The sequence below is a fragment of the Streptomyces aureus genome (genome assembly GCF_000725495.1).
Classification (GTDB): Bacteria; Actinomycetota; Actinomycetes; order Streptomycetales; family Streptomycetaceae; genus Streptomyces; species Streptomyces aureus_B.
The window spans coordinates 99276-124797 of the sequence record NZ_KL647042.1 but is presented as its reverse complement, the minus strand read 5'-3'; the positions used below and the strand labels follow the sequence as shown (position 1 = coordinate 124797).

Here is a 25522-nt window from a genome sequence, read left to right as displayed (position 1 = left end):
CGTGCCTCCCCGGCCGGGGCACCCGCACGCTAGGGTCTCGGGCACAAGGGACGTTACTGATCGGTAAGGGGATCGGCCATGCAGCTCGGCATCAATCTCGGCTACTGGGGCGCCGGAATGGACGCGGACAACCTCGCCGTCGCCCAGGAGGCCGACCGCCTCGGCTACGCCGTCTGCTGGGCCGCCGAGGCCTACGGCTCCGACGCGGCCACCGTGCTCAGCTGGGTCGCCGCCCAGACCGAGCGCATCGACGTCGGCTCGGCCATCTTCCAGATCCCGGCCCGCCAGCCCGCGATGACCGCGATGACCGCCGCGACCCTGGACTCGCTGTCGGGCGGCCGCTTCCGCCTCGGCCTCGGGGTCTCGGGCCCCCAGGTGTCCGAAGGCTGGTACGGCGTCAGGTTCGACAAGCCGCTGGCCCGCACCCGCGAGTACGTGGAGATCGTCCGCAAGGCCATGACGCGCGAGCGGCTGTCGTTCGAGGGCGAGCACTGGACGCTGCCGCTGCCGGGCGGCCCGGGCAAGCCGCTCAAGCTGACCGTGCACCCCGAGCGCGAGCACATCCCGCTCTACATCGCCGCGATCGGCCCGAAGAACCTGGAGCAGACCGGCGAGATCGCGGACGGCGCGCTGCTCATCTTCCCCTCCGCCGAGCACCTCGAGGACACCGCGATCAAGCACCTGCGCGCGGGCCGCGAGAAGGCCGGAAAGACGATGGAGGGCTTCGACGTCTGCCCGACCCTGCCGCTCGCCGTCGGCGACGACAAGGACGTCACGGCGCTCGCCGACATGTTCCGCCCGTACACGGCGCTGTACGTCGGCGGCATGGGCAGCTTCAAGCAGAACTTCTACAACCAGCTGGCCCGGCGCATGGGCTACGAGAAGGAAGCCGCCGAGATCCAGGAGAAGTACCTGTCCGGCGACAAGGAGGGCGCGGCGGCCGCGATCCCGCACTCCCTGATCGACCAGACGACCCTGCTCGGCTCCGTGGACCGCATCGCCGACCGCATGCAGGCCTACGCCGCCGCCGGGGTCACCACGCTCACGCTGGCCCCCGCGGGCTTCACGCTGGAGGACCGGCTCGCCTCGCTGCGGGCCGGCACCGAGGCCCTGGAGCGGGCCGGACTCGCGTAACCGGGGCGCGGGGCCGGCGGGAAAGTTCTGCGGCCGTGGTGGGGGCTCGGGGGTCTTCCCCGCCACGGCCGTCACGAGGAACAACGCACGGACGGCCCCTTGGTTACGCGCCCCCGGACCTCGTTCGTCGTCCATCGTTCGGCCGATTAGTCGGACACATCGGTTGCCGGTCCGTGAACAACCCATTTGACTCGTTTTCTGCACAACTCTGCAGAGAGGGTGTCAATGATGCTGTCCGCCAAGAGCCTGTTCCAGGAAATCCTCGACAACGACGAGTCCTACCGTCTCTTCTGCTCCATCGCCGCCAGCGGCGAGTCGCAGGGCGGCTGGGAGAACGCCCGCATCGCCGCACTCGTCCCGGCGGCCGAACGCGACCTCGCCCCCAAGATCGCCCGGCACGGCGCCGACGAGGACAAGCACGGCAGGATCTTCAACGCCCTCCTGAGGAAGCGCGGCCTCCAGCCCGTCGAGGTGCCCTCCGACACCGACTACACGATGCTCCTGGAACGGCACGGCATCGGCCTCGCGCACGACAAGCTCAAGGGCGAGCAGCCCCTGACCGTGCAGGACATCGTCACCTATCTGGCCCACAGCCGGGTCACCGAGCAGCGCGCCTCCGAGCAGATGGACCTCCTGCGCAGGCACTTCGCAGACCACCCCGACATCGGCCGCGCGGTCAGGATGATCTCCGCCGACGAGGACAACCACCTCGCCTACTGCCACGAGGAACTGCTCCGCTTCGCCTACGCCGGCCACGGCCGCGCCATCCAGCGCGCCCTGCGCGAGTGCGCCCTCGCCGAGATCCGCGTCTACCGGGACGTCAGCCTCGCCGTGATGGCCCGCATGGGCCGGATCCTCGGCTGGTCCCGTCCCAAGGCCGCCGTCCTCGCCGCCGGCATCCACGCCGTCCACGCCTACGAGCGGGCCGCCGGCTGGCGCCGCATGGTCACCCTGAAGATGCCCGAACGGCGCGGCGCCCTGAACGGCCCCGCCACGGCCGCACCGGAGTTCGCCTGACCCCCGCGGGCCCGCTACAGCCAGCCCCGGCGCTTGAACAGCCGGAACAGCAGGACCTCCAGCACGGCCATCACCGCGATCACCGCCGGATAGCCCCACCGCCAGTGCAGCTCCGGAATGTGGTCGAAGTTCATGCCGTAGACCCCCGCGATCATCGTGGGGACCGCGGCCATGGCCGCCCACGCGGAGATCTTCCGCATGTCGTCGTTCTGCCGCACGCTCATCTGCGCCAGATGCGCCGACAGGATGTCCGAGACCAGCCGGTCCAACTGCTCCACGGACTCGTTCACCCGCATCAGGTGGTCGTTGACGTCCCGGAAGAAGGGCTGCGCCTCGTCGTGCACGAACGGCACGTCCGCCACCTTCAGGCCCGACCCCGAGAGCCGGGCCAGCGGCACCGCGAGCGGCACCGTCGCCCGGCGGAACTCCTGGACCTGCCGCTTGAACGCGTAGATCCGCGACGCGGTGTGGCGCGACCCGCCGAGCTGCGGCGAGAACACCTCCGCCTCCAGCTCCTCCAGGTCCGTGCCGAGCTCGGTCGCCACCTCCAGATAGTGGTCCACGGTCGCGTCCGCGATCGAGTAGAGCACCGCCGTCGGCCCGTGCCGCAGCGTGTCGGGATCCGCCTCCAGGCGCTGCCGGACCGCCTTGAGCGGCGACTCCTCGCCGTGCCGCACGGTCACCACGAACGAGTCGCCCACGAACACCATGACCTCGCCGGAGGTGACGGTGTCGCTCTTCGGCTCGTACGACACCGGCTTGAGGACCACGAACAGCGAGTCCTCGTACACCTCCAGCTTCGGCCGCTGATGGGCCTTGAGGGCGTCCTCGACCGCCAGCGGATGCAGCGCGAACTCCTCCGTGACCAGGTCGAACTCGTCCTCCGTCGGCTCGTGCAGACCGATCCACACGAAGGCGTGGCCACCGGCACGGCACTGGGCCAGGGCCTCGGAGAGGTCGTCGGCACCCTCGGTGCGGCGGCCGTCACGATAGATGGCGCAGTCGACGATCACGGTGCGCATTCTCCCGCCGCCGGGGCCCCCGCGCACACCGGGGGCCGCTTTCCACAGGGCCCGCCGCCTTTCGGCGCCGTCCGTCTACGCTGGGCCGCATGCCCACGCTGATCCTCGTCCGGCACGGACGCTCCACCGCCAACACCGCGGGACTGCTCGCCGGCTGGACACCCGGCGTAGCGCTCGACGAACGCGGGACGCAGCAGGCCGCCGCCCTGCCCGGCCGGCTGGCCGCACTCCCGATCGCCGAGGTCGTCACCAGCCCCCTCCAGCGCTGCCGCGAAACCGTCCAGCCGCTGCTCGAGGCCCGCCCCGACGTCCCCGTACACACCGAGGAACGCATCGGAGAGGCCCACTACGGCGACTGGTCGGGCCGCAAGCTCGCCGAGCTCAAGGACGAGCCGCTGATGGACGTCGTCCAGGCGCACCCCTCCGCGGCCGCCTTCCCCGGCGGCGAATCGATGCGGGCCATGCAGCACCGCGCCGCCGAAGCGGTACGCGAGTGGAACGCGCGCGTGGAGCGCGACCACGGCGCCGACGCCGTCTACCTCATGTGCTCGCACGGCGACATCATCAAGTCGCTCGTCGCCGACGCACTCGGACTTCATCTCGACCTCTTTCAGCGGATCTCCGTAGAACCGTGTTCCATAACGGCGATCCGTTACACCCGGCTGAGGCCATTTCTCGTCCGCCTCGGAGACACCGGCGACCTCGCCTCGCTCGCCCCGCGCGAGGAAACCCCGGACGGCGACGCTCCGGTCGGGGGCGGTGCGGGCGCACCGTGATCGTCGGCCGCAGTAGGGTGAAGCGGTCGAACCAGCACAGTAGTTGTCAACCCGTTCCCCGCCGATGCGGGCCGGCGCCGACCGCCGGCCCATGCCGATTCAATGGAGACAGGACGTGTCCCGTCAGGTGTTCCTCTACGACCCCCCGGACCGCTTCGTGGCCGGCACGGTCGGGTTGCCCGGACGCCGTACCTTCTTCCTGCAGGCATCCTCCGGCCCCCGGGTGACGAGCGTGGCCCTGGAGAAGACCCAGGTCGCCGCGCTCGCCGAGCGCATGGACGAGCTCCTCGACGAGGTCGTCCGGCGCACCGGCGGCAGCGCCCCCGTCCCCGCCATGGCCGCGACGGACGTGTCCGACACCGCGCCCCTCGACACCCCCGTCGAGGAGGAGTTCCGGGTCGGCACCATGGCACTGGCCTGGGACGGCGAGGAACAGCGCATGATCGTCGAGGCGCAGGCCCTCGTGGAGGTCGAGGCGGAGTCCGACGAGGACCTCGCCGAGGCCGAGGAGCGGCTCCTCCAGGACGAGGAGAACGGCCCCCCGATGCTCCGCGTCCGCCTCACCGGCACCCAGGCCAGGGCCTTCGCCAAGCGCGCCCTCGACGTCGTCAACGCCGGCCGGCCCCCCTGCCCGCTCTGCAGCCTCCCGCTCGACCCGGAAGGACACGTATGTCCGCGCCAGAACGGATACCGCCGCGGAGCGTGACGACCGCCGAGCTGCTCGCCCGGGGCGAGCTGAAGGTGCGCGGACAGATCCGTGAGGCCTCCAACACGGTGCTGTACTGCTCCGTGTCCTACGAGGGCCGCGAGGCGTTCTGCGTCTACAAACCCGTCGCCGGCGAGCGGCCGCTGTGGGACTTCCCCGACGGCACCCTCGCCCAGCGCGAGGTCGCCGCCTACGAGGTCTCCGAGGCCACCGGCTGGGGGCTCGTGCCCACCACCGTGCTCCGCGACGGGCCCTACGGCGAGGGCATGTGCCAGATGTGGATCGAGCCGACCGCCACCGAGGACGGGCAGGGACTGCTCGCGCTCGTGGAGGGCGAGGAGCCCGCCGAGGGCTGGAAGGCGATCGGTTTCGCCGAGGTCGGCGAGGGCGAGACGGCGCTGCTCGTGCACGCCGACGACGCCCGGCTGCGCCGGCTCGCCGTCCTGGACGCCGTGATCAACAACGCCGACCGCAAGGGCGGCCATCTGCTGCCGTCGCAGGAGGGCCGCCTCTACGGCATCGACCACGGGGTCACCTTCAACGCCGAGAACAAGCTGCGCACCCTGCTGTGGGGCTGGGCCGGGGAGCCGCTCACCGAGGAGGCCCTCCAGGTCCTGGCCTCCCTGCGCGACGCGCTGGAGCCGGGCGCACCGCTCGCCACCCGCTTGGCCGAACTCGTGACCGCCGCCGAGATCGAGGCCACCCGCGCCCGGGTCGGGGCGATGCTCGCCTCCGGCAGGCACCCGGAACCGAGCGGCGACTGGCCCGCCATTCCCTGGCCCCCCGTGTAACGCGAGGGCCCGTCCGTGCCGCGCGGGCCGGGGAAAAGAGCCTCTTCCGGCCAACCGGTGCTGCCCGGTTCGTATGCGGAAGTCCCGTCCGGTTAGGCTCATGACATGTATGCCTGGCCCGCTTCTGAGGTCCCCGCCCTGCCTGGTGAGGGCCGCGACCTCCGGATCCACGACACCGCGACCGGTGGGCTCGTCACCCTCACCCCCGGTCCCGTCGCCCGTATCTACGTGTGCGGTATCACGCCGTACGACGCCACCCACATGGGGCACGCGGCGACCTACAACGCGTTCGACCTCGTGCAGCGCGTGTGGCTCGACACCAAGCGGCAGGTTCACTACGTCCAGAACGTGACGGACGTCGACGACCCGCTCCTGGAGCGGGCCCAGCGCGACGGCGTCGACTGGGTGGGACTCGCCGAGAAGGAGACCGCCCTCTTCCGTGAGGACATGACGGCCCTGCGGATGCTGCCGCCGCGCCACTACATAGGCGCCGTCGAGGCGATACCCGGCATCGTGCCGCTCGTCGAGCGGCTCCGGGACGCCGGGGCGGCGTACGAACTCGACGGCGACGTGTACTTCTCCGTCGAGGCCGACCCCGACTTCGGCAAGGTCTCCAACCTGGACGCCGCGACCATGCGCCTGCTCTCCGCCGAGCGCGGCGGCGACCCGGACCGGCCCGGCAAGAAGAACCCCCTCGACCCGATGCTGTGGATGGCCGCCCGCGACGGCGAGCCGAGCTGGGACGGCGGCTCACTGGGCCGCGGACGCCCCGGCTGGCACATCGAGTGCGTCGCCATCGCCCTCGACCACCTCGGCATGACCTTCGACGTCCAGGGCGGCGGCTCCGACCTCGCCTTCCCGCACCACGAGATGGGCGCCTCCCACGCCCAGGTGCTGACCGGCGAGTTCCCGATGGCCAAGGCGTACGTCCACGCCGGCATGGTCGCGCTGGACGGCGAGAAGATGTCGAAGTCCAAGGGCAACCTCGTCTTCGTGTCCCGCCTGCGGCGCGACGGGGTCGACCCCGCCGCCATCCGGCTGGCGCTGCTCGCGCACCACTACCGCTCCGACTGGGAGTGGACGGACAGCGTCCTCGACGAGGCCGTCGCCCGCCTGGCCGACTGGCGTTCCGCGGTGTCCCGCCCCGACGGGCCGTCCGCCGACGCGCTCGTCGAGGAGATCCGCGCCGCGCTCTCCGCCGACCTCGACGCCCCGGCCGCGCTCGCCGCCGTCGACCGGTGGGCCGCGCTCCAGCACGAGAGCGGCGGCACGGACGAGAGCGCCCCCGGCGTCGTCTCGCGGGCCGTCGACGCCCTCCTCGGCGTCGCCCTGTAGCAACCCCTGCCGCCGCGCTCCCCGAGCGCGGCGGGACACCCGAGTGCCGGGCGGAGACCTCCTCCGCCCGGCACTCGGCGTTCTCGCGGAACCCTGCTCCTAGCGGGTCACGATGACGGACTGGACCGCCCCGGTGGCGGTGTCGTAGATCCCGTAGACCTGCTGCCCGTAGGCGAAGGCCTTCTGGACCACCTCGTGGGTCACCGGGTCGGGGTGGACGAGCCGGCGCCAGCCGTTGTCGATGAACAGGTACAGGGCCTGCGGCTGGCCGGGCAGCGGGGTCACGACGTCCTGGAAGTGCTGGGCCATGCCGATGGCCAGGGACCTGGTCTCCACGGCGCTCTGCAGGATCAGCGCCTCGCCCTGCTGGATCCGCTGGTGCTGCTGCTGACCGCCGAGCTGCTGACCGCCGAGCTGCTGGAGCAGCTGCTGGAACGGCGGCTGCTGCCCGAGCTGCTGGAGCTGCTGCTGAAGATGCTGCGGAACCTGCTGTCCGGTCTCGGGCCGGCCGAAGGACTGCTGAGTCTGCGGTCCGAACTGCGTCTGCGGCCCGATGTGCGCCTGCTGCCCCATCTGCGCCTGCTGGCTGATCTGCTGGCCGAGGGGCATCTGCTGCGCGAACGGCATCTGCTGCCCGAACGGCTGCTGCTGGGCGATGCCCTGCTGCTGGTAGGGCGAGGTGCTCGGGTACTGCTGCTGTCCCTGCTGGCTCATCTGCGGGATCGTGCTCATGCTCGGTGCCACCTTCCATTCATGGTTGGTTGCGTTCCGTTCCGGTCCGGCGGGACGACGTCCTCAGCCCGTGATCACCAGGCCGACGATCTCGTCGTCCGCGAACCAGACCCTCACGTCGGGCCGTCCCCCCGCGAAGGCGGTGTGCACCGCCTGGCGGATCTCGGGGGACGGACTGTCGAGGCTGCGCCAGGCACCGGCGACGAACAGCCGGAGCCTCGGCGGAAGTTCACGCGGATACGGCAGCAGCTCGTCCCAGTACCGCTCGGCGCGGCCCGAGCCGACCGCCTCCGGCAGCAGACGGGTCACCGCCGCCTTGATGTCGGGCCGGCTGCCGATGCGCTGGGAGGCGGGCCGGCCCGGCGCGTCCTGCTGCGGGGAACCCGTCGCCCGCAGCAGGACGCGCGCACGCTCCGAGGACATCGGCGCCTGGCCCGCGGCCTTGAGCATGCCCTGCAGCGCGGCCAGGGCACCGACCACCACCGGGGAGGCGGATGAGGTCCCGGAGAACGTGTCCGTGTACCAGGCGATCTCCTCGGCCCCGCCCTGCAGATCGCCGGGCCGGTCCCAGAAGCCGCCGGTGGTCGTGACCTCGCGTCCCCAGCCCTGCGCGTCCACGCGCGCGCCGTAGTTGGAGAACGCGAGCCGTGAACGGTCCGGCCCGTGGTCGCGCCCGTGGGTGCCGGGCGGCGGCGCGCCCGCGCCGACCAGGATCGCGCCGGAGGAGGGGTTGGAGGGATTGAACGGGTTGCGCCACCACTCGGGGAACTCCGCGGGACGGCGTTCGTAGAGCGCGTCGTCGAGCGACTCGGCGCCGTTCCCGGCGGCCGCCACCACGAGGATGCCCCGGGCGGTCGCGTCCTGGATGGCGGCGAAGTCGTCGGGCCACCATTCCAGGGGGATGTAGCCGGCCTGGCTGTCGCGCTCCTCGAAGTCGAACCGGGGCCCCGGAGCGTGCAGTTCGACCAGGATGATGTCGCCCGGGCCCAGCCGTTCGGCCGCCGCGTGGATCGCCGCGGCCGTCCCGATGCCCTGGACGGACGCGGCCGCGGTCACGGCCTCCGGCACGATTCCGGTGATCCCGTGCTCGTTGCGGTCACCGCCGATCACCCCGATCACGGCGGTGCCGTGGTTGCGCCAGGCCAGGTCCGTGTGCGGTGTGCCCACCACGACACCGGCCAGCTTCGACGCCAGGTCCTCGTGCCCGAGCTGCCAGGCGCCCTCGACGTCGATCACGGTGACGCCCCGGCCCGAACCGCCCGGACGCTGCCACGCCCAGTACGCGTCGACGCCCTCGGGCGCCGGGCGCAGATAGCCCTGCCGCCCCGTGAAGTCCGGGGTGATGGGCGCCCCTTCCTTCAGCCGCCGGTCGTCCTCGCCGCGGCCGGCCCACAGCGCCGGTTCCGGCGCCGCGGGAACGGCACCCGGCTTCACGTACGCCGCGTCGATCCCCGGCAGCGCGGCGATCCGCGCCCGCAGCTCCTGAGCACGACTGCGGGCACCGCGCAGCCGGTAGAACAGCGCGAGGTCGGGCCCGTTCCCGGTGCCCGCCGCGGACTGCCCGATCCGGTCCTCGCCGCCGAACAGCGGCTCCAGCACGAGCTGTTCGTCACTGAGGAACATGTCGAGGGCCGAGACGTCCGCGCCCGCGGCCGAGCGGACGCCCTCGGCCCGTGCCCGCAGCCTGACCTCCGGACGGGCGACGACGATCAGCTCCTGCTCGGCTCCTCGGTAGGTGAATCCCGCTCCGTCGGGCCCCGGCCCGGACAATCCCGGGCCCTGCGCCGGCTGTACCTGGTCGGTCATCGCGTACCGCTCCCTTCGATCCCTGGGGTGCCGGTCCCTGCGTGTGCCGTTCGCTGCGTGTCCCGCGCCGTGCCGTGCGCTGTCCTGCGGCCGGCGCCGCGCGCCGACTCCCCTCGAGGGGCGGCGCCTTCGACGCACAACCTGGCACGCCCACCGGATCCCGTCCACCCCGAATGCGCCAACTTGGTTTGAGAACAAGTTGAATTGGGCAACGTGTGCAATCCGTCCTGAAACAGATGTCACGCCGAATTCCGGCCGAAGGCAGGCGAGACGGATGTCATGTCGTGGGACGCCATGGGTGGTTGAACGCCCCCGGACACGAGCCGCCCGGGCGGACGGCACCGCGGCGGACGTGGGGGACCGGGCCGGCGCGGGCTTGGTCCGGCCGCGTCCGCGCCGGGGACCCCGGGCAACACGAAGGGGCGGTACGCGTGGCGCGTACCGCCCCTTGCGGGCCTGTCACTCCTCGGAGGAGTCCTCCCCGCCGGAGCCCGGCGAGTCGGAGGAACCGGGGGAGCCGGGGGAGTCGGAGGAGCCGGGCGGATCGGACGGCCCGGAGGCATCCGGTGGCTCTGGGGACTCCGGTGTCTCCTCGGGCGCCGCCGCGTCCGCCGCCGGTGCGTCGGGTTCGTCGGGCGATCCCGGACCGTCCCCGGAGCCGGACGTACGGTCCCGGGCGTCCGGGCCGCCCTCCTGTCCGTTGCCGGACTCGGGGCGCTGTGCCACCGGCGGCCGGGTGCGGCCCCCCGGAGTGTCCCGGAGGTACGAGGCGGGCTCGCCGCCCTCCGTCGCGAGGCCGGAGGCTCCCGCCGTCGGACCCCCGCCGTCCCTGCGGCGCAGATACCGCTCGAACTCGCGGGCGATCGCCTCGCCCGAGGCCTCCGGCAGCTCGGCGGTGTCCCGGGCCTCCTCCAGCGTCTGCACGTACTCGGCGACCTCGCTGTCCTCGGCGGCCAGCTGGTCGACGCCCAGCTGCCAGGCCCGCGCGTCCTCGGGCAGCTCGCCCAGCGGGATGCGCAGGTCGATGAGGTCCTCCAGGCGGTTGAGCAGCGCCAGCGTCGCCTTCGGGTTCGGCGGCTGCGACACGTAGTGCGGTACGGCCGCCCACAGGGACACGGCCGGTACGCCCGCGTGCGTGCACGCCTCCTGGAGGATGCCGACGATGCCCGTGGGGCCCTCGTACTTGGTCTCCTCCAGGTCCATCGTGCGCGCCAGGTCGGAGTCCGAGGTGACCCCGCTGACCGGCACCGGACGGGTGTGCGGGGTGTCACCGAGCAGCGCGCCCAGGATCACCACCAGCTCCACGCCCAGTTCGTGCGCGAAGCCCAGCAGTTCGTTGCAGAACGAGCGCCAGCGCATCGACGGCTCGATGCCCCGGACCAGCACGAGGTCGCGCGGCTTCTCGCCGCCGACGCGGACCACCGACAGCCGCGTGGTCGGCCACGTGATCTTGCGTACGCCGCCGTCCAGCCACACCGTCGGACGGTTCACCTGGAAGTCGTAGTAGTCCTCGGCGTCCAGCGCCGCGAACACCTCGCCCTTCCATTCCCGGTCCAGATGCGCGACCGCGGCGGAGGCGGCGTCACCGGCGTCGTTCCAGCCCTCGAACGCGGCCACCATGACTGGGTCGATCAGCTCGGGAACCCCCTCCAGCTCGATCACCCAGCGCCTCCTTCCGATCTGCCCTCACGTGCGCCTCAACCTTACGGCGTGCCGAGGGGGCCTCCGCAGCCCCCTTGCACGGGGGAGTGAACGGATCACTGCCCCGTCCGGGGCCCGGAAACACGCGCGCCCGCGACCCCGACCCGCGCGCCCGTCCGCGCCGCACCCGGCCAACTCGCGGGTCCGCCGGACGCCTTGCCGGGGCGGACGGGTCCGCGGACGCGGGGCGAACGCACACGGCCGAGGGGCGGCACCCCCCGTGGGAGCCGCCCCTCGGCCGTCCCGCACCGGGTCAGGTCCGGGCGGGCGCCTAGTTGCCGTCGAGCAGGTCCTGGACCCGGCCGCGGACCTCGTCCGTGGCCAGACCCCGGATCGTCAGGGTCGTACGGCGGCGCAGCACGTCGTCCGCCGTCTCGGCCCATTCGTTGTCCCGGGCGTAGACGACCTGTGCCCAGATCTCCGGGGCGTCGGGGTGGACCCGCTCACCCAGCGCCGGGTTCTCGTTCGCCAGCCGGGCGATGTCGAAGGCCAGCGAGCCGTAGTGGGTGGCCAGGTGCCGGGCCGTGTCGGCGGCCATGCGCGGACCGGGCGCCGGGCCGTCCACCAGCAGCCGGTGGGCGACCGCGCGCGGGTTGGCGACACCGGGCAGCGGCAGCTTGCGCGGCAGCTCGGAGATCGGCTCGAAGTCCTCGCCGAGCGGGCGGCCCGGCAGCGACTCCAGCTTCTGCATCACCGTACGGCCGATGTGGCGGAAGGTCGTCCACTTGCCGCCCGCGACGGACAGCATCCCGCCGCGGCCCTCCGTGACGACCGTCTCGCGCTTGGCCTTCGAGGTGTCGCCGGGGCCGCCGGGCAGCACCCGCAGACCGGCGAAGGAGTAGGTGATCAGGTCCCGCGAGAGCTGCTGGTCGCGGATGGAGAACGCGGCCTCGTCGAGTATCTGGGCCGTGTCCTTCTCGGTGACCGCCACGTCCGCCGGGTCGCCCTCGTACTCCTCGTCGGTGGTGCCGAGCAGGAGCATGTCCTCCCAGGGGAGGGCGAAGGTGATGCGGTACTTGTCGATCGGGGTGGCCAGCGCCGCCTTCCACGGGGAGGTGCGCTTGAGGACCAGGTGCGCGCCCTTGGACAGCCGGATCGACGGAGCGGCGTTCGGGTCCTCCAGCCTGCGCAGGTGGTCGACCCAGGGGCCGGTCGCGTTCAGCACGAGCCGGGCGTCCACGCCGAACTCGTCGCCGGACAGCCGGTCCCGCAGCTCGGCGCCCGTCACCCGGCCGCGGGTGAAGCGCAGGCCCGTCACCTCGGCGTGGTTCAGGACCGTGGCGCCCGACTCGACGGCCGCGCGGACCGTCATGAGCGCCATCCGGGAGTCGTTCATCTGGTCGTCGCCGTACACGGCCACGGCCTTGAGGTTGTCGGTGCGCAGCTCGGGCACGTCCTGCGCGGCCTTCGAGGGGCTGAGCAGGTGCCCGACCCCGTCACCGAAGGCCGACAGGGCGGAGTAGGCGAAGACGCCCGCCCCGAGCTTCGCCGCGCCGTGCGGCCCGCCCTTGTACACGGGGAGGTAGAACGTGAGCGGGTTCGCCAGGTGGGGGGCCACCTGGCGGGAGACCGCACGGCGCTCGAAGTGGTTCTCCGCCACCAGCTTCACCGCGCCGGTCTGCAGGTAGCGCAGACCGCCGTGGAGGAGCTTGGAGGAGGCGGAGGAGGTGGCGCCGGCGAAGTCGCCGGCGTCGACCAGCGCCACCCTGAGCCCGGACTGCGCGGCGTGCCAGGCGGTGGAGATGCCCAGGATGCCGCCGCCGATGACGAGGAGGTCGTACGTCGCCTTGGAGAGCTGCTCCCGGGCCTCGGCGCGGCTCGGGTTCGAGCCGGAGGCCGGGTGCGTACCGAGGGCGGGCACGGACTGCAGGGTGGACTGACTGGTCATTGCGGGTTCTTACTCCTCGTCAGTTCTCGTCTTCGATCCAGCCCATGGTCCGTTCCACGGCCTTGAGCCAGCTCTTGTACTCACGGTCGCGCACGTCCGCGGCCATGTTGGGGGTCCATTCCGCGGCCCGGCGCCAGTTGGCGCGCAGGTCCTCGGTGTTGGTCCAGAAGCCGACGGCCAGGCCGGCGGCGTAGGCGGCGCCGAGGCAGGTGGTCTCGGCGACCATCGGGCGCACCACGGGTGCGTCCAGGACGTCGGCCAGGGTCTGCATCAGCAGGTTGTTGGAGGTCATGCCGCCGTCGACCTTGAGGGCCGTGAGCTCGACGCCGGAGTCCTTGGTCATGGCGTCGCTGATCTCACGGGTCTGCCAGGCCGTGGCCTCCAGGACGGCGCGCGCGATGTGCGCCTTGGTGACGTACCGGGTCAGTCCGGCGATCACACCGCGGGCGTCGGGACGCCAGTACGGGGCGAACAGACCGGAGAAGGCCGGCACGAAGTAGGCGCCGCCGTTGTCCTCGACCGAGGACGCGAGCGTCTCGATCTCGGCGGCGGACTGGATCAGGCCCATCTGGTCGCGCATCCACTGGACGAGCGAGCCGGTGACGGCGATGGAGCCTTCGAGGGCGTAGACCGGGTCCTGGTCGCCGATCCGGTAGCCGACCGTGGTCAGCAGCCCCGAGTAGGAGTTGATGATCTTGTCACCGGTGTTCATCAGCATGAACGTGCCGGTGCCGTAGGTGGACTTGGCCTCGCCCTCGGAGAAACAGGTCTGGCCGAACAGGGCCGCCTGCTGGTCGCCGAGCGCGGAGGCGACGGGGATGCCGCCGAGCAGCTCGCCGAGCGGTCCGCCGGTGATCTCGCCGTAGACCTCGGCGGAGGAGCGGATCTCCGGCAGCATCGCCAGCGGGACGCCGATGGACTCGGCGATCTTGTCGTCCCACTCCAGCGTGTGCAGGTTCATCAGCATGGTGCGGGAGGCGTTGGTGACGTCGGTGACGTGCTTGCCGCCGTTCACACCGCCGGTCAGGTTCCAGATGACCCAGGTGTCCATGGTGCCGAAGAGGATGTCCCCGGCCTCGGCGCGCTCGCGCAGGCCCTCGACGTTGTCCAGCAGCCAGCGGGCCTTGGGGCCGGCGAAGTACGACGCGAGCGGCAGGCCGGTCTCGCGGCGGAAGCGGTCCTGGCCGACGTTGCGGCCGAGCTCCTTGCAGAGCGCGTCGGTGCGGGTGTCCTGCCAGACGAGCGCGTTGTGGACGGGCTCGCCGGTGTTCTTGTCCCACAGCAGCGTGGTCTCACGCTGGTTGGTGATGCCGATGGCCTTGATGTCGTCCCGGGTGATGCCGGCCTTCGAGACGGCTCCGGCGACGACCTCCTGGACGTTGGTCCAGATCTCGGCGGCGTTGTGCTCGACCCAGCCCGGCTTCGGGAAGATCTGCTCGTGCTCCTTCTGGTCGACGGAGACGATGCGGCCGTCGCGGTCGAAGACGATGCAGCGCGACGAGGTGGTGCCCTGGTCGATCGCGGCGATGAAGGGGCCGGCGGTGTGTGCGTCGGTCACTTGGTGCTCCTGGTGTCCGTGGGAGAGGGGCTGTATACGGCGCTGTGCTTCAAAGCTGTGCTGTGCGGCTCATGGTGCATGGGACGCGGCTTCCAAGCGTGCTGGAGCGGGGCTCCTAGGCGAAGGCGACGTTGTATATGCCTGCTGCGATCGCGCCGCCGATGAGCGGGCCGACGACCGGTATCCAGGCGTAGCTCCAGTCGGAACCACCCTTGTTGGGCAGGGGGAGCAGGGCGTGCACGATGCGCGGTCCGAGGTCACGGGCCGGGTTGATCGCGTAGCCGGTGGGGCCGCCGAGGGAGAGACCGATGCTCACGACCACGAAGGAGGTGATCAGGGCGCCGAGGACGCCCAGGCCGTCGCCGTTGTTGTTCAGGCCCTGCGTGAGGATGGCGAGAATCAGCACCACCGTGCCGATGATCTCGGTGGCGAGGTTCTGCACGGCGTTGCGGATCTCGGGGCCGGTGGAGAAGACACCGAGCACCGGGCCGGCGCCGGACTCCTCCGCCTCGACCGCCTTCGTGACCTTCTCCTCGGGCACTCCGACGATCTCTCTGTCGGTGAGGTGCGCCAGGAACTGGCCGTAGTAGGCGACCCAGACCAGGACCGCGCCGATCATGGCGCCGAGCAGCTGTCCGCCCCAGTAGGTGGCGAGGTTGCTGTAGTCGTCGTCCTTGATGGCGAGCGCCAGGCTGACGGCCGGGTTGAGGTGGGCGCCGGACAGCGGCGCCGAGATGTAGACCGCGGTCATGACCGCGAAGCCCCATCCGAAGGCGATGGCCAGCCATCCGGCGGCACGTGCCTTGGAGGCCTTGAGGGTCACGGCGGCGCACACGCCGCCGCCGAGCAGGATGAGAACGGCGGTACCGATGGTCTCGCCGATGAAGATGTCGGAGCTGGACACCCGCGACTCCTTTGTCCTTCGTCCAGGGGAAGCCGAACCCCGGGTCCCACCGGTGGTTCGTGCTCTCGGGGAGTGAGAGCGATGTCGGCCCCGGCATTGCCACACCTTAACGCCTATTGCCGGTAGGTGTTCGACAATGTCGACCGATGGACGGGAGTCTTGCTCCCGCTTCATCGCTCCGTCAAGGGTTCGGTTATTGAAAACGCGATCGTTATTGATAGCTGTGTGCTATCGGTGCGTCGCCGCACGTCCGAGGGCATGCGAAGGAGGCCGGGAAGCGTTCCGCTTCCCGGCCTCGAGCCCTGCGTGTGCCTCATCCCGGCCCGTACGAAAACGGGACCCAGGGGTGTGAAAAACGCCGTCGGCGGGCCCTCGCCGCGGAGCGGCCGCCCCGGGGTCCCCGAGGCGCCGGAAGCTCCCGGCGGGCGCCGTACGCGCCGCTACGGGCCGGCGAACGTGCTGCTGGGGCCTGCGAAGGCGCTGCAAGGACCCCGCGAACGAGCCGCTGGAGCCGGGGAACGCGCTGCTGAGACCCTGCGAACGCGCCGCCAGGGCTCCGCGAACGTCGTTCGCGTCAGAAGCGTCCGGCGCCCAGGTCGCGCGACACCGCGCGGGCGCAGTCGCGCACCGCCGCGATCAGCTCCGGGCGCAGCTCGCCGTCCTTGCAGACCCGCTCCACGGCCCCGGTGACGCCCACCGCGCCGACCGGCATCCGCCGCCGGTTGTGGATCGGCGCGGCCACCGAGGCGACCCCCGTCCACGTCTCCTCGACGTCGTCCGCGTAGCCGCGCGCCCGGGTCACGTCGAGGACACCCTCGAAGTCGTCGAGCTCGCTGATCGTGCGCGGGGTGAACGCCTTGCGCTCGACCTCCAGGACCTCGCTGTGCGCCACCGGGTCGTACGCCGACAGCACCTTGCCCAGCGCCGTGGAGTGCAGCGGCTGCATCGCCCCGACCTCCAGGACCTGCCGGCTGTCGTCGGGCCGGAAGACGTGGTGCACGATCAGCACGCCCTGCTGGTGCAGCACGCCCAGATACACGCTCTCACCGCTGGCGCGGGCCAGGTCGTCGGTCCACACCAGGGCGCGCGCCCGCAGTTCGTGCACGTCCAGATAGGTGGTGCCCAGCCGCAGCAGCTCGGCGCCCAGCTGGTAGCGGCCCGAGACCGAGTCCTGCTCGACGAACCCCTCCTGCTGGAGGGTGCGCAGGATGCCGTGGGCCGTACCCTTGGCCAGACCGAGCGAGGAGGCGATGTCCGACAGGCCGAGCTGCCGCTCGCCGCCCGCGAGCAGCCGCAGCATGGCCGCTGCCCGTTCGAGCGACTGGATGTTCCGTGCCATCGCCGTGCTGCCTCCGTCCCCTTCGACCGTCGGCGCGTCCACCCGCTGCCGTTCGGCAATGTCGAACACTACCGGTCGTCACCGAGCTCCCGCCAATGGGTGGTCGCCCCGCGTTCCGTCCGCCGCCACACGGGCGTCACCCACGCCACGCCCGTCCGCCTCGTGGACGCCCCCGCCCCCTCCGCGGTGCTCCGGGCTACCCTGACGGCGTGCGCCTTCCATGGGAAGCGCAAAGCCGACAGCCGTCGCACTCCAGGGAGCACCTTCATGGCCTCGTTGCCGAACCCGTCCCTTTCGTCCGGTCCCGCCGAGGGCCGCAGGCGGACCGAAGCACTTCGAGAAGCGCTCGCCACCCGTGTCGTGGTGGCCGACGGCGCGATGGGCACGATGCTCCAGGCGCAGGACCCGACGCTCGAGGACTTCGAGAACCTCGAGGGCTGCAACGAGATCCTCAACGTCACCCGCCCCGACATCGTGCGCTCCGTCCACGAGGCGTACTTCGAGGTCGGCGTCGACTGCGTCGAGACCAACACCTTCGGCGCGAACCACTCCGCGATGGCCGAGTACGACATCGCGGACCGCGTGAACGAGCTCTCCGAGGCCGGCGCCCGCATCGCCCGCGAGGTCGCCGACTCCTTCGGCGCCCGCGACGGCCGCCAGCGCTGGGTGCTCGGCTCGATCGGCCCCGGCACCAAGCTGCCCACCCTCGGCCACGTCTCCTACGGCACCCTGCGCGACGGCTTCCAGGCGAACGCCGAGGGCCTGCTGTCCGGCGGCGCCGACGCGCTGATCGTCGAGACGACCCAGGACCTGCTGCAGACCAAGGCGTCCGTCCTCGGCGCGCACCGCGCCATGGAGGCCACCGGCCACCGGGTGCCCCTGCTGGTCTCCATGGCCTTCGAGACCACCGGCACCATGCTGCTGGGCTCCGAGATCGGCGCCGCGCTGACCGCGCTGGAACCGCTCGGCATCGACATGATCGGCCTGAACTGCTCGACCGGCCCCGCCGAGATGAGCGAGCACCTGCGCTACCTCACCCGGCACTCCCGCATCCCGCTGCTGTGCATGCCCAACGCCGGCCTGCCGGTCCTGACGAAGGACGGCGCCCACTTCCCCCTGGACGCCGAGGGCCTGGCCGACGCGCAGGAGAGCTTCGTACGGGACTACGGACTGTCCCTGATCGGCGGCTGCTGCGGCACGACCCCCGAGCACCTGCGCCAGGTGGTGGAGCGGGTCAACGGCCTCGCCCCCGCCGGGCGCGACCCCCGGCCCGAGCCCGGCGCCGCCTCCCTCTACCAGACCGTCTCGTTCCGCCAGGACACCGCCTACATGGCGATCGGCGAGCGGACCAACGCCAACGGCTCGAAGAAGTTCCGCGAGGCCATGCTGGAGGGCCGCTGGGACGACTGCGTGGAGATGGCCCGCGACCAGATCCGCGAAGGCGCGCACATGCTCGACCTGTGCGTCGACTACGTCGGCCGCGACGGCGTCGCCGACATGGACGAACTGGCCGGCCGCTTCGCCACCGCCTCCACCCTGCCCATCGTGCTCGACTCCACCGAGGTCGAGGTCATCCGCGCCGGCCTCGAGCGCCTGGGCGGCCGCGCGGTCATCAACTCGGTCAACTACGAGGACGGCGACGGACCCGAGTCCCGGTTCGCGAAGGTCACCCGGCTGGCCCGGGAGCACGGCGCCGCGCTGATCGCGCTCACCATCGACGAGGAGGGCCAGGCCCGCACGGTGGAGACGAAGGTCGCCATCGCCGAGCGGCTCATCGAGGACCTCACCACCAACTGGGGCATCCACGAGTCCGACATCCTCATCGACTGTCTGACCTTCACCATCTGCACCGGACAGGAGGAGTCCCGGGGGGACGGCATCGCCACCATCGAGGCGATCCGCGAGCTCAAGCGCCGCCGCCCCGACGTGCAGACGACCCTGGGCCTGTCGAACATCTCCTTCGGCCTGAACCCGGCCGCCCGCATCCTGCTGAACTCCGTCTTCCTGGACGAATGCGTGAAGGCGGGCCTCGACTCGGCCATCGTGCACGCCTCCAAGATCCTGCCGATCGCCCGCTTCAGCGAGGAGGAGGTCACCACCGCCCTCGACCTCATCCACGACCGGCGCGCCGAGGGCTACGACCCGCTGCAGAAGCTGATGGCCCTGTTCGAGGGCGCCACCACCAAGTCCCTCAAGGCCGGCAAGGCCGAGGAACTGGCCGCGCTGCCCCTGGACGAGCGCCTCAAGCGGCGGATCATCGACGGCGAGAAGAACGGCCTCGAGGCCGACCTCGCCGACGCCCTCCAGGACCGCCCCGCCCTCGACATCGTCAACGAGACCCTGCTCGACGGCATGAAGGTCGTCGGCGAACTGTTCGGCTCCGGCCAGATGCAGCTGCCGTTCGTGCTCCAGTCCGCCGAGGTCATGAAGTCGGCCGTCGCCTACCTCGAACCCCACATGGAGAAGTCCGACGCGGAGGGCAAGGGCACCATCGTGCTCGCCACCGTGCGCGGCGACGTCCACGACATCGGCAAGAACCTCGTCGACATCATCCTGTCCAACAACGGCTACAACGTCGTCAACCTCGGCATCAAGCAGCCGGTCTCCGCGATCCTGGACGCCGCCGAGGAGCACAAGGCCGACGTGATCGGCATGTCCGGGCTGCTGGTCAAGTCCACGGTGATCATGAAGGAGAACCTGGAAGAGCTCAACCAGCGCGGCCTGTCCGCCGACTACCCGGTCATCCTCGGCGGCGCCGCCCTCACCCGCGCCTACGTCGAGCAGGACCTGCACGAGATCTACCAGGGCGAGGTCCGCTACGCCCGCGACGCCTTCGAGGGCCTGCGGCTGATGGACGCCCTCATCGGCGTCAAGCGCGGAGTGCCCGGCGCGGTCCTGCCCGAGCTCAAGCAGCGCCGGGTGCGGGCCACCACCGCCGTCCAGACCGAGGAGCGGCCCCAGGAGGGCCACGTCCGCTCCGACGTCGCCACCGACAACCCCGTCCCGAAGGCGCCCTTCACCGGCACCCGCGTGATCAAGGGCATCCAGCTCAAGGAGTACGCCTCCTGGCTGGACGAGGGTGCCCTGTTCAAGGGCCAGTGGGGCCTCAAGCAGACCCGCGCCGGCGACGGACCGACGTACGAGGAACTCGTCGAGACCGAGGGCCGGCCCCGGCTGCGCGGACTGCTCGACCGGCTCCAGCGCGACAACCTGCTGGAAGCGGCCGTGGTCTACGGCTACTTCCCGTGCGTCTCCAAGGACGACGACCTGATCATCCTGGACGACCGCGGCAACGAGCGCACCCGGTTCACCTTCCCCCGGCAGAGCCGCGGCCGCCGGCTGTGCCTGGCCGACTTCTTCCGCCCCGAGGAATCCGGCGAGACCGACGTGGTCGGCCTCCAGGTCGTCACCGTCGGATCCCGCATCGGCGAGGAGACCGCCAAGCTCTTCGAGGCCAACGCCTACCGCGACTACCTCGAACTGCACGGCCTGTCCGTCCAGCTCGCCGAGGCCCTCGCCGAGTACTGGCACGCCCGCGTCCGCTCGGAGCTCGGTTTCGCGGGGGAGGACCCCTCCGACATCGACGACATGTTCGCCCTCAAGTACCGCGGAGCCCGCTTCTCCCTCGGCTACGGCGCCTGCCCGAACCTGGAGGACCGCGCCAAGATCGCGCAGCTCCTGGAACCCGAGCGCATCGGCGTCCACCTCTCCGAGGAGTTCCAGCTCCACCCCGAGCAGTCCACCGACGCCATCGTGATCCACCACCCCGAGGCGAAGTACTTCAACGCACGGTGATCGTCCCGACGCGCCCAGGCGCCCGGCTCGACGCACACTGATCGGATAAGTCGTACACTGGTCGGTCCATCGCAGGCCGGTCGTCCCCTGGCGTACAGGGGGCGGCCGGCCTGATCGTCCCTCAAGGGAGGTGCGCCAGGATGACCAGTACGGTCCCCGCGCTCGGAACTCGTACGGCCGAAGGCTCAGCCCTGCAGGCCGTACTCCTCGACATGGACGGAACCCTGGTGGACACCGAGGGTTTCTGGTGGGACGTGGAGGTCGCGGTCTTCGAAGCCCTCGGACACACGCTGGACGACTCCTGGCGCCATGTCGTCGTCGGCGGCCCCATGACCCGCAGCGCGGGATTCCTCATCGAGGCCACCGGCGCCGACATCACCCTCCCCGAACTGTCCGTGCTGCTCAACGACGGTTTCGAGGAGCGCATCGGGCACTCCCTGCCGCTGATGCCGGGCGCCGCCAGACTCCTCGCCGAACTCTCGGCCCACGAGATCCCGACCGCGCTGGTCTCCGCCTCGCACCGGCGGATCATCGACCGTGTCCTCGGCGCCGTCGGCTCCCACTACTTCGCCCTGACCGTGGCGGGCGACGAGGTGGAACGGACCAAGCCGTTCCCCGACCCCTACCTCCTGGCCGCCTCCCGGCTCGGCGCCGAACCGGCACGCTGCGCCGTCATCGAGGACACCTCCACCGGCGTCGCCTCCGCGGAGGCCGCAGGCTGCCAGGTCGTCGCCGTGCCCTCCGTCGAACCCATCGCCCCGGCCGCCCGCCGCACCGTGGTCCATTCCCTCGAAGAGGTCGACCTGCCCTTTCTGCATCGGCTGATGACAAAAAGTCACTGAGCCGATCACCGAACGTCGTCACCGCCGTCACACAGCGTCGGGAATCACCCGCGCGGAAATGTGGCGGCGGTTCTCTGTGGTAAGCGCGGGCGAGGATTCCCCGGAATGCAAATCGGGGCGGAATGACTAATTCCGGAACGCTCAATCAATTTTACCGTGTGACGTTCGCCACGTGACGGAGGGTCGACAGCGGGACCGACTTGTGCCCGCACCACTCCTTCACGAAGCCCTCACGTGCCCTTGTGTCCCGATTGGTGAAAGGCTGCACTAATCCTTCCCGTGTCCACTTATCGGTGCGTCCGCGTCCGGTTTCGCAGCGTGAGCGAAATACCGTTCCGGCATCGGTATGGCCGACCTTGTGGTGCGGACTAATGTCATCGCGAGAACATCGCCGTAACCCCGTGACCGCCGCGCCACCCCTGCATGCCGGTTCGCGGAACCTACAGCTCTGGAGAAACACGAGCATGAACCGCAAGACTTTGGTGATGCCGGCCGTGGTCGGCCTGCTCGCCCCAGTGCTCGCCGCGTGCGGCGGGTCCGCCAGCGGGGGCGACAGCGGCGATGCCATCGTTGTCGGTACCACGGACCAGTTCACCGCGTCGAAGGATGCCCCGGCACCGTTCGACCCGGCGTACGCGTACGACGTCGGCACGTGGAACGTGCTGCGCCAGACCGTGCAGACGCTGATGATCCAGCCCCGTGGCGACGGCGAGCCCCAGCCCGAAGCGGCCGAGAAGTGCGGCTTCACCGACAGCGGGAACGAGCGCTACTCGTGCACCCTGCGCGAGGGCCTGGAGTTCTCCAACGGTGACGCGATCACCGCGAGGGACGTCAAGTTCTCGATCGACCGTGCGCGCGCCATCAAGGCCGACAGTGGTGTGGCGGCCCTGCTCTCCACCATCGACACCGTCGAGACCCGCGGCGACCGCGAGGTGATCTTCCACCTGAAGATCGCCGACGCCACGTTCCCGTTCAAGCTGTCGACCCCGGTCGCCGGCATCGTGAACCCGAACGACTACGACCGCAACAAGCTGCGCGACGGCTTCTCCGTGGACGGCTCCGGCCCGTACACCGTGAAGATCGACTCCACCGACGACACCGTCACCAAGGCCGTCTTCACGAAGAACTCCCGGTACAAGGGACAGCTGAAGGTCAAGAACTCCAAGGTCGAGCTGCGCTCCTTCGCGGACGCCGACACCATGGGTTCGGCCCTCGACAAGGGCGACATCGACCTGATGACGCGTTCGATGACGCCCGAGCAGATCACCAAGCTGGACAACGCTTCGGGTGGCAACGTCAACCTGAACGAGATGCCCGGTCTGGAAATCCGCTACCTCGCCTTCAACACCAAGGCCCCGACGGTCAAGACGACCGCCGTCCGCCAGGCCATGGCCCAGGTGATCAACCGCGGCGAGCTCGTCTCCAAGGTCTACGGATCCCAGGCCGAGCCGCTCTACTCGCTGGTCCCCGCGACCATCACCGGCCACGCCAACGCGTTCTTCAACAAGTACGGCGACCCGAGCGTCAGCAAGGCCCAGTCCCTGCTGGCCAGGGCCGGTATCACCACCCCGGTCAAGCTCACCCTCCACTACACGACCGACCACTACGGTGCGGTCACCGCGGAGGAGTTCACCGTCCTGAAGAACCAGCTCAACAAGAGCGGTCTCTTCGACGTCACCGTCCAGGGCACCCCGTGGGCCAAGTTCCGCCCCGCGGAGCAGAAGGGTGACTACGACGTCTACGGCATGGGTTGGTTCCCCGACTTCCCCGACGCCGACAACTACCTGGCGCCGTTCCTCGACAAGGACAACTTCCTCGGCTCCCCGTACGTGAACACCCGGATCAACAACACCCTGATCCCGGACTCCCGTCGCGAGGCCGACCGACTCACCGCGTCGAAGAGCCTCACCGAGATCCAGAACATCGTCGCCAACGACGTTCCCGTGATCCCGCTCTGGCAGGGCAAGCAGTACATAGCCGCGCGTGACGACATCACGGGCTCGGAGTGGGCGCTCAACTCCTCCTCCACCCTGCAGCTGTGGGAGCTGGGCCGAGGCGTCAGCGAGTGATCTGACCCAGCCGAACGACCCGAGGCCCCAGGCCCGGGACAAGACCCGGGACCGACGGTCCCGGGTCTTTCGGTTGCGGCGAGCCGGACCCGACGGCCGCACGTCGGGCTCCGGGCACCCGCTCCGGGCACCCACGCCGGCAGTCCGTATACGAAAGGGCGCCCGTTCCGAAATGGAACGGGCGCCCTTTCGTATACGGGCCGGGACCGGCCGCGACCCGGCCGGGATTACTGTGCCCCGGGACGCACCAGCCCGCTCTCGTACGCGTACACCGCGGCCTGCACCCGGTCGCGCAGCCCCAGCTTCGTCAGCACATGCCCCACATGCGTCTTCACCGTCGTCTCGCTGACGAACAGGTCCGCCGCGATCTCCGCGTTCGACAGACCCCGCGCCACCAGCTTCAGCACCTCGACCTCACGGTCGGTCAGCGTGTGCAGCGTGTCCGGGACCGGCTCGTCCCCCGACGGCAGATGACCCGCGTACTTGTCCAGCAGCCGGCGCGTGATGCTCGGCGCGAGCATCGCCTCACCCGCCGCGACCACCCGGATCGCCTGCACCAGCTCATTGGCCGGAGCGTCCTTCAACAGAAAACCGCTCGCCCCCGCCCGCAGCGCCTCCACCACGTACTCGTCGAGGTCGAACGTCGTCAGCACGAGCACCTTCGCCGGACCGTCCCGGCCGGGACCCGTGATCTGCCGGGTCGCCTCCACACCGTCCATCCGCGGCATACGGATGTCCATCAGAACCACATCGGGCTGCAGGGCACGCACCTGATCGAGTGCCTGGAGACCGTCACCGGCCTCGCCGACGACCGCGAGGTCCGGCTCCGCTTCCAGAATCATCCGGAAGCCGGTGCGCAGCAGCGGCTGGTCGTCGACCAGTAGGACGCGGATGGCCACGTAAGTCTCCTTCGCTAGTCCGGCCCCATTCTGCCCTGCTACCCGGCACCCGACCCGGGCGCCCTGACCGGCAGCGGATATGCCGGGGGAGTACCACCGAATTCCGGACACACCGCTTGATGATCACACCAGCCGCACAGCTTCGTGGGGCGCGGCCGCCACTCGCCCGTCTCCGTCGCCTCCGAGATCGCGTCCCACAGCGCCAGCAGCTTGCGCTCGACCCGCTCCAGATCCCCGATCTCCGGGTCGTACGTCAGCACGTCACCACTGCCCAGATAGACGAGCTGAAGCCGGCGCGGAACCACCCGCTTCAGCCGCCACACCACCAGCGCGTAGAACTTCATCTGGAACAGGGCACCCTCGGCGTACTCCGGCCGCGGTGCCTTCCCCGTCTTGTAGTCGACGATCCGGACCTCGCCCGTCGGCGCCACGTCGACCCGGTCGATGATCCCGCGCAGCGTCAGCCCGGAATCCAGCCGCGCCTCCACGAACAGCTCCCGCTCCGCCGGCTCCAGCCGCGTCGGGTCCTCCAGCGTGAACCAGCGCTCCACCAGCCGCTCCGCCTCGGACAGCCAGCGCGCCAGCCGCTCACCCTCGGGGTCGTCCGCGAACAGCTCCATGACCTCGGGCTTCGACTCCCGCAGCCGGTCCCACTGCGCCGGGATCAACGACTTCGCGCGCGGCGCCGTACGGTCCGCGGCCGGTGCGTCGAACAGCCGCTCGAGCACCGCGTGCACCAGGGTCCCCCTGGTCGCCGCCTCACTCGGCTTCTCCGGGAGCTTGTCGATCACCCGGAACCGGTACAGCAACGGACACTGCATGAAGTCGCCGGCGCGCGAGGGCGACAGCGAGGCGGGCGCCCGCGCGACCACGGGAGCCGGGACGTGCGGCACGGATCGCTCCGGCACGTTCTGCTCCGTCACGGTTCCGCCGGGCACGGATTCTCCCGTCGCGGGAGCCGGAACGCCCGCGACGGCTTCGCCCGCCACGGCCCCCTCTTCGGGCGAGGCGCCCTCGGTGCTGGTTTCCATGACAACAGACCATACGGCCCGCCACCGACACGGAACCCGCACCGGTGGACAACGACGGCACGCCGGGACGCGGCGGGCACCACGGCACGGAAAACAGAGGGGGTGCCGGGGCGGAACGCACCGCGACGGACGCATACCATCGACCCAGACCCTCCCGCTCCGCACGAACCGGGGGGC

At 70.8% G+C, this 25522-nt stretch carries 19 protein-coding genes; 9 read left to right on the top strand and 10 right to left on the bottom strand.

Annotated elements, in window-relative coordinates:
• Positions 1–78: 78 nt before the first annotated feature.
• Both IO36_RS41685 and IO36_RS41680 read left to right on the top strand, forming a co-directional pair.
• The gene (locus tag IO36_RS41685; RefSeq protein ID WP_037628474.1) at positions 79–1134 is read left to right on the top strand and encodes an LLM class F420-dependent oxidoreductase; all 1056 of its coding nucleotides are present in this window, start codon (positions 79–81) and stop codon (positions 1132–1134) included.
• A 228-nt stretch (positions 1135–1362) separates the two neighbouring features.
• Positions 1363–2151, top strand: a complete 789-nt coding sequence (locus tag IO36_RS41680) for a hypothetical protein (RefSeq protein WP_037628653.1) — start codon at positions 1363–1365, stop codon at positions 2149–2151.
• 14 nt (positions 2152–2165) lie between these two features.
• Here the strand turns inward: IO36_RS41680 and corA are convergent, their stop codons facing one another.
• Complete coding sequence (corA, locus tag IO36_RS41675; protein ID WP_037628651.1) at positions 2166–3164, bottom strand: magnesium/cobalt transporter CorA; 999 nt, start codon at positions 3162–3164, stop codon at positions 2166–2168.
• 98 nt (positions 3165–3262) lie between these two features.
• On the opposite strand from corA, the gene IO36_RS41670 reads away from it, so the two are divergent.
• The 4 genes from IO36_RS41670 (at position 3263) to mshC (ending at position 6781) form a co-directional block, all read left to right on the top strand.
• On the top strand, positions 3263–3949 hold the full coding sequence (locus IO36_RS41670; protein ID WP_037628472.1) for a histidine phosphatase family protein: 687 nt from the start codon (positions 3263–3265) through the stop codon (positions 3947–3949).
• Positions 3950–4064: 115 nt separating this feature from the next.
• Positions 4065–4655, top strand: a complete 591-nt coding sequence (locus IO36_RS41665) for a DUF3090 domain-containing protein (protein ID WP_037628470.1) — start codon at positions 4065–4067, stop codon at positions 4653–4655.
• Positions 4619–5446 (top strand): SCO1664 family protein, encoded by an 828-nt coding sequence (locus IO36_RS41660; protein WP_078943781.1) that lies wholly within the window; start codon positions 4619–4621, stop codon positions 5444–5446. The genes IO36_RS41665 and IO36_RS41660 overlap by 37 nt, the downstream gene beginning before the upstream one ends.
• Positions 5447–5551: 105 nt before the next feature.
• Positions 5552–6781, top strand: coding sequence for a cysteine--1-D-myo-inosityl 2-amino-2-deoxy-alpha-D-glucopyranoside ligase (gene mshC, locus IO36_RS41655; protein WP_037628468.1), 1230 nt, complete (start codon positions 5552–5554; stop codon positions 6779–6781).
• 99 nt (positions 6782–6880) lie between these two features.
• Here mshC and IO36_RS47245 read toward each other — a convergent pair whose 3' ends face one another.
• From IO36_RS47245 to IO36_RS41620, 7 genes are all read right to left on the bottom strand, one after another.
• Entirely contained in the window at positions 6881–7513 is a 633-nt protein-coding gene (locus IO36_RS47245) for a hypothetical protein (protein WP_037628466.1), read from the bottom strand.
• Between the two features lie 63 nt (positions 7514–7576).
• Entirely contained in the window at positions 7577–9319 is a 1743-nt protein-coding gene (locus IO36_RS41645; RefSeq protein WP_037628464.1) for a S8 family peptidase, read from the bottom strand.
• Positions 9320–9778: 459 nt separating this feature from the next.
• Positions 9779–10981, bottom strand: a complete 1203-nt coding sequence (locus IO36_RS41640; protein ID WP_078943780.1) for a PAC2 family protein — start codon at positions 10979–10981, stop codon at positions 9779–9781.
• 310 nt (positions 10982–11291) lie between these two features.
• Entirely contained in the window at positions 11292–12908 is a 1617-nt protein-coding gene (locus IO36_RS41635; protein ID WP_037628463.1) for a glycerol-3-phosphate dehydrogenase/oxidase, read from the bottom strand.
• Between the two features lie 19 nt (positions 12909–12927).
• Positions 12928–14466 carry a glycerol kinase GlpK gene (glpK, locus tag IO36_RS41630; protein ID WP_037628462.1) on the bottom strand — a complete coding sequence of 513 codons (1539 nt, stop codon included), beginning with the start codon at positions 14464–14466 and terminating at the stop codon, positions 12928–12930.
• Positions 14467–14581: 115 nt separating this feature from the next.
• Positions 14582–15370, bottom strand: a complete 789-nt coding sequence (locus IO36_RS41625) for an MIP/aquaporin family protein (protein ID WP_037628461.1) — start codon at positions 15368–15370, stop codon at positions 14582–14584.
• 574 nt (positions 15371–15944) lie between these two features.
• The gene (locus IO36_RS41620; RefSeq protein ID WP_037628648.1) at positions 15945–16709 is read right to left on the bottom strand and encodes an IclR family transcriptional regulator; all 765 of its coding nucleotides are present in this window, start codon (positions 16707–16709) and stop codon (positions 15945–15947) included.
• Between the two features lie 267 nt (positions 16710–16976).
• Between IO36_RS41620 and metH the strand changes: the two genes are divergently transcribed.
• The 3 genes from metH to IO36_RS41605 all read left to right on the top strand — a co-directional run bounded on the left by metH (position 16977) and on the right by IO36_RS41605 (position 23415).
• Entirely contained in the window at positions 16977–20504 is a 3528-nt protein-coding gene (gene metH, locus IO36_RS41615; protein WP_037628459.1) for a methionine synthase, read from the top strand.
• 140 nt (positions 20505–20644) lie between these two features.
• The gene (locus tag IO36_RS41610) at positions 20645–21346 is read left to right on the top strand and encodes an HAD family hydrolase (RefSeq protein ID WP_037628458.1); all 702 of its coding nucleotides are present in this window, start codon (positions 20645–20647) and stop codon (positions 21344–21346) included.
• 464 nt (positions 21347–21810) lie between these two features.
• Positions 21811–23415 carry an ABC transporter substrate-binding protein gene (locus IO36_RS41605; protein WP_037628457.1) on the top strand — a complete coding sequence of 535 codons (1605 nt, stop codon included), beginning with the start codon at positions 21811–21813 and terminating at the stop codon, positions 23413–23415.
• A 227-nt stretch (positions 23416–23642) separates the two neighbouring features.
• Here IO36_RS41605 and IO36_RS41600 read toward each other — a convergent pair whose 3' ends face one another.
• Complete coding sequence (locus IO36_RS41600; protein WP_037628456.1) at positions 23643–24314, bottom strand: response regulator; 672 nt, start codon at positions 24312–24314, stop codon at positions 23643–23645.
• 38 nt (positions 24315–24352) lie between these two features.
• A complete protein-coding gene (locus IO36_RS41595; protein WP_037628455.1) occupies positions 24353–25345 on the bottom strand; it encodes a RecB family exonuclease in 993 nt (330 codons plus the stop codon).
• Between the last annotated feature and the right edge of the window lie 177 nt (positions 25346–25522).

Coding starts and splice junctions, on each gene's coding strand:
- IO36_RS41685 (WP_037628474.1), top strand. CDS start 79: ATGCAGCTCGGCATCAATCTCGGCTACTGGGGCGCCGGAATGGACGCG.
- IO36_RS41680 (WP_037628653.1), top strand. CDS start 1,363: ATGCTGTCCGCCAAGAGCCTGTTCCAGGAAATCCTCGACAACGACGAG.
- IO36_RS41670 (WP_037628472.1), top strand. CDS start 3,263: ATGCCCACGCTGATCCTCGTCCGGCACGGACGCTCCACCGCCAACACC.
- IO36_RS41660 (WP_078943781.1), top strand. CDS start 4,619: ATGTCCGCGCCAGAACGGATACCGCCGCGGAGCGTGACGACCGCCGAG.
- mshC (WP_037628468.1), top strand. CDS start 5,552: ATGTATGCCTGGCCCGCTTCTGAGGTCCCCGCCCTGCCTGGTGAGGGC.
- IO36_RS47245 (WP_037628466.1), bottom strand. CDS start 7,513: ATGAGCACGATCCCGCAGATGAGCCAGCAGGGACAGCAGCAGTACCCG.
- IO36_RS41645 (WP_037628464.1), bottom strand. CDS start 9,319: ATGACCGACCAGGTACAGCCGGCGCAGGGCCCGGGATTGTCCGGGCCG.
- IO36_RS41635 (WP_037628463.1), bottom strand. CDS start 12,908: ATGACCAGTCAGTCCACCCTGCAGTCCGTGCCCGCCCTCGGTACGCAC.
- IO36_RS41620 (WP_037628648.1), bottom strand. CDS start 16,709: ATGGCACGGAACATCCAGTCGCTCGAACGGGCAGCGGCCATGCTGCGG.
- metH (WP_037628459.1), top strand. CDS start 16,977: ATGGCCTCGTTGCCGAACCCGTCCCTTTCGTCCGGTCCCGCCGAGGGC.
- IO36_RS41610 (WP_037628458.1), top strand. CDS start 20,645: ATGACCAGTACGGTCCCCGCGCTCGGAACTCGTACGGCCGAAGGCTCA.
- IO36_RS41605 (WP_037628457.1), top strand. CDS start 21,811: ATGAACCGCAAGACTTTGGTGATGCCGGCCGTGGTCGGCCTGCTCGCC.
- IO36_RS41595 (WP_037628455.1), bottom strand. CDS start 25,345: ATGGAAACCAGCACCGAGGGCGCCTCGCCCGAAGAGGGGGCCGTGGCG.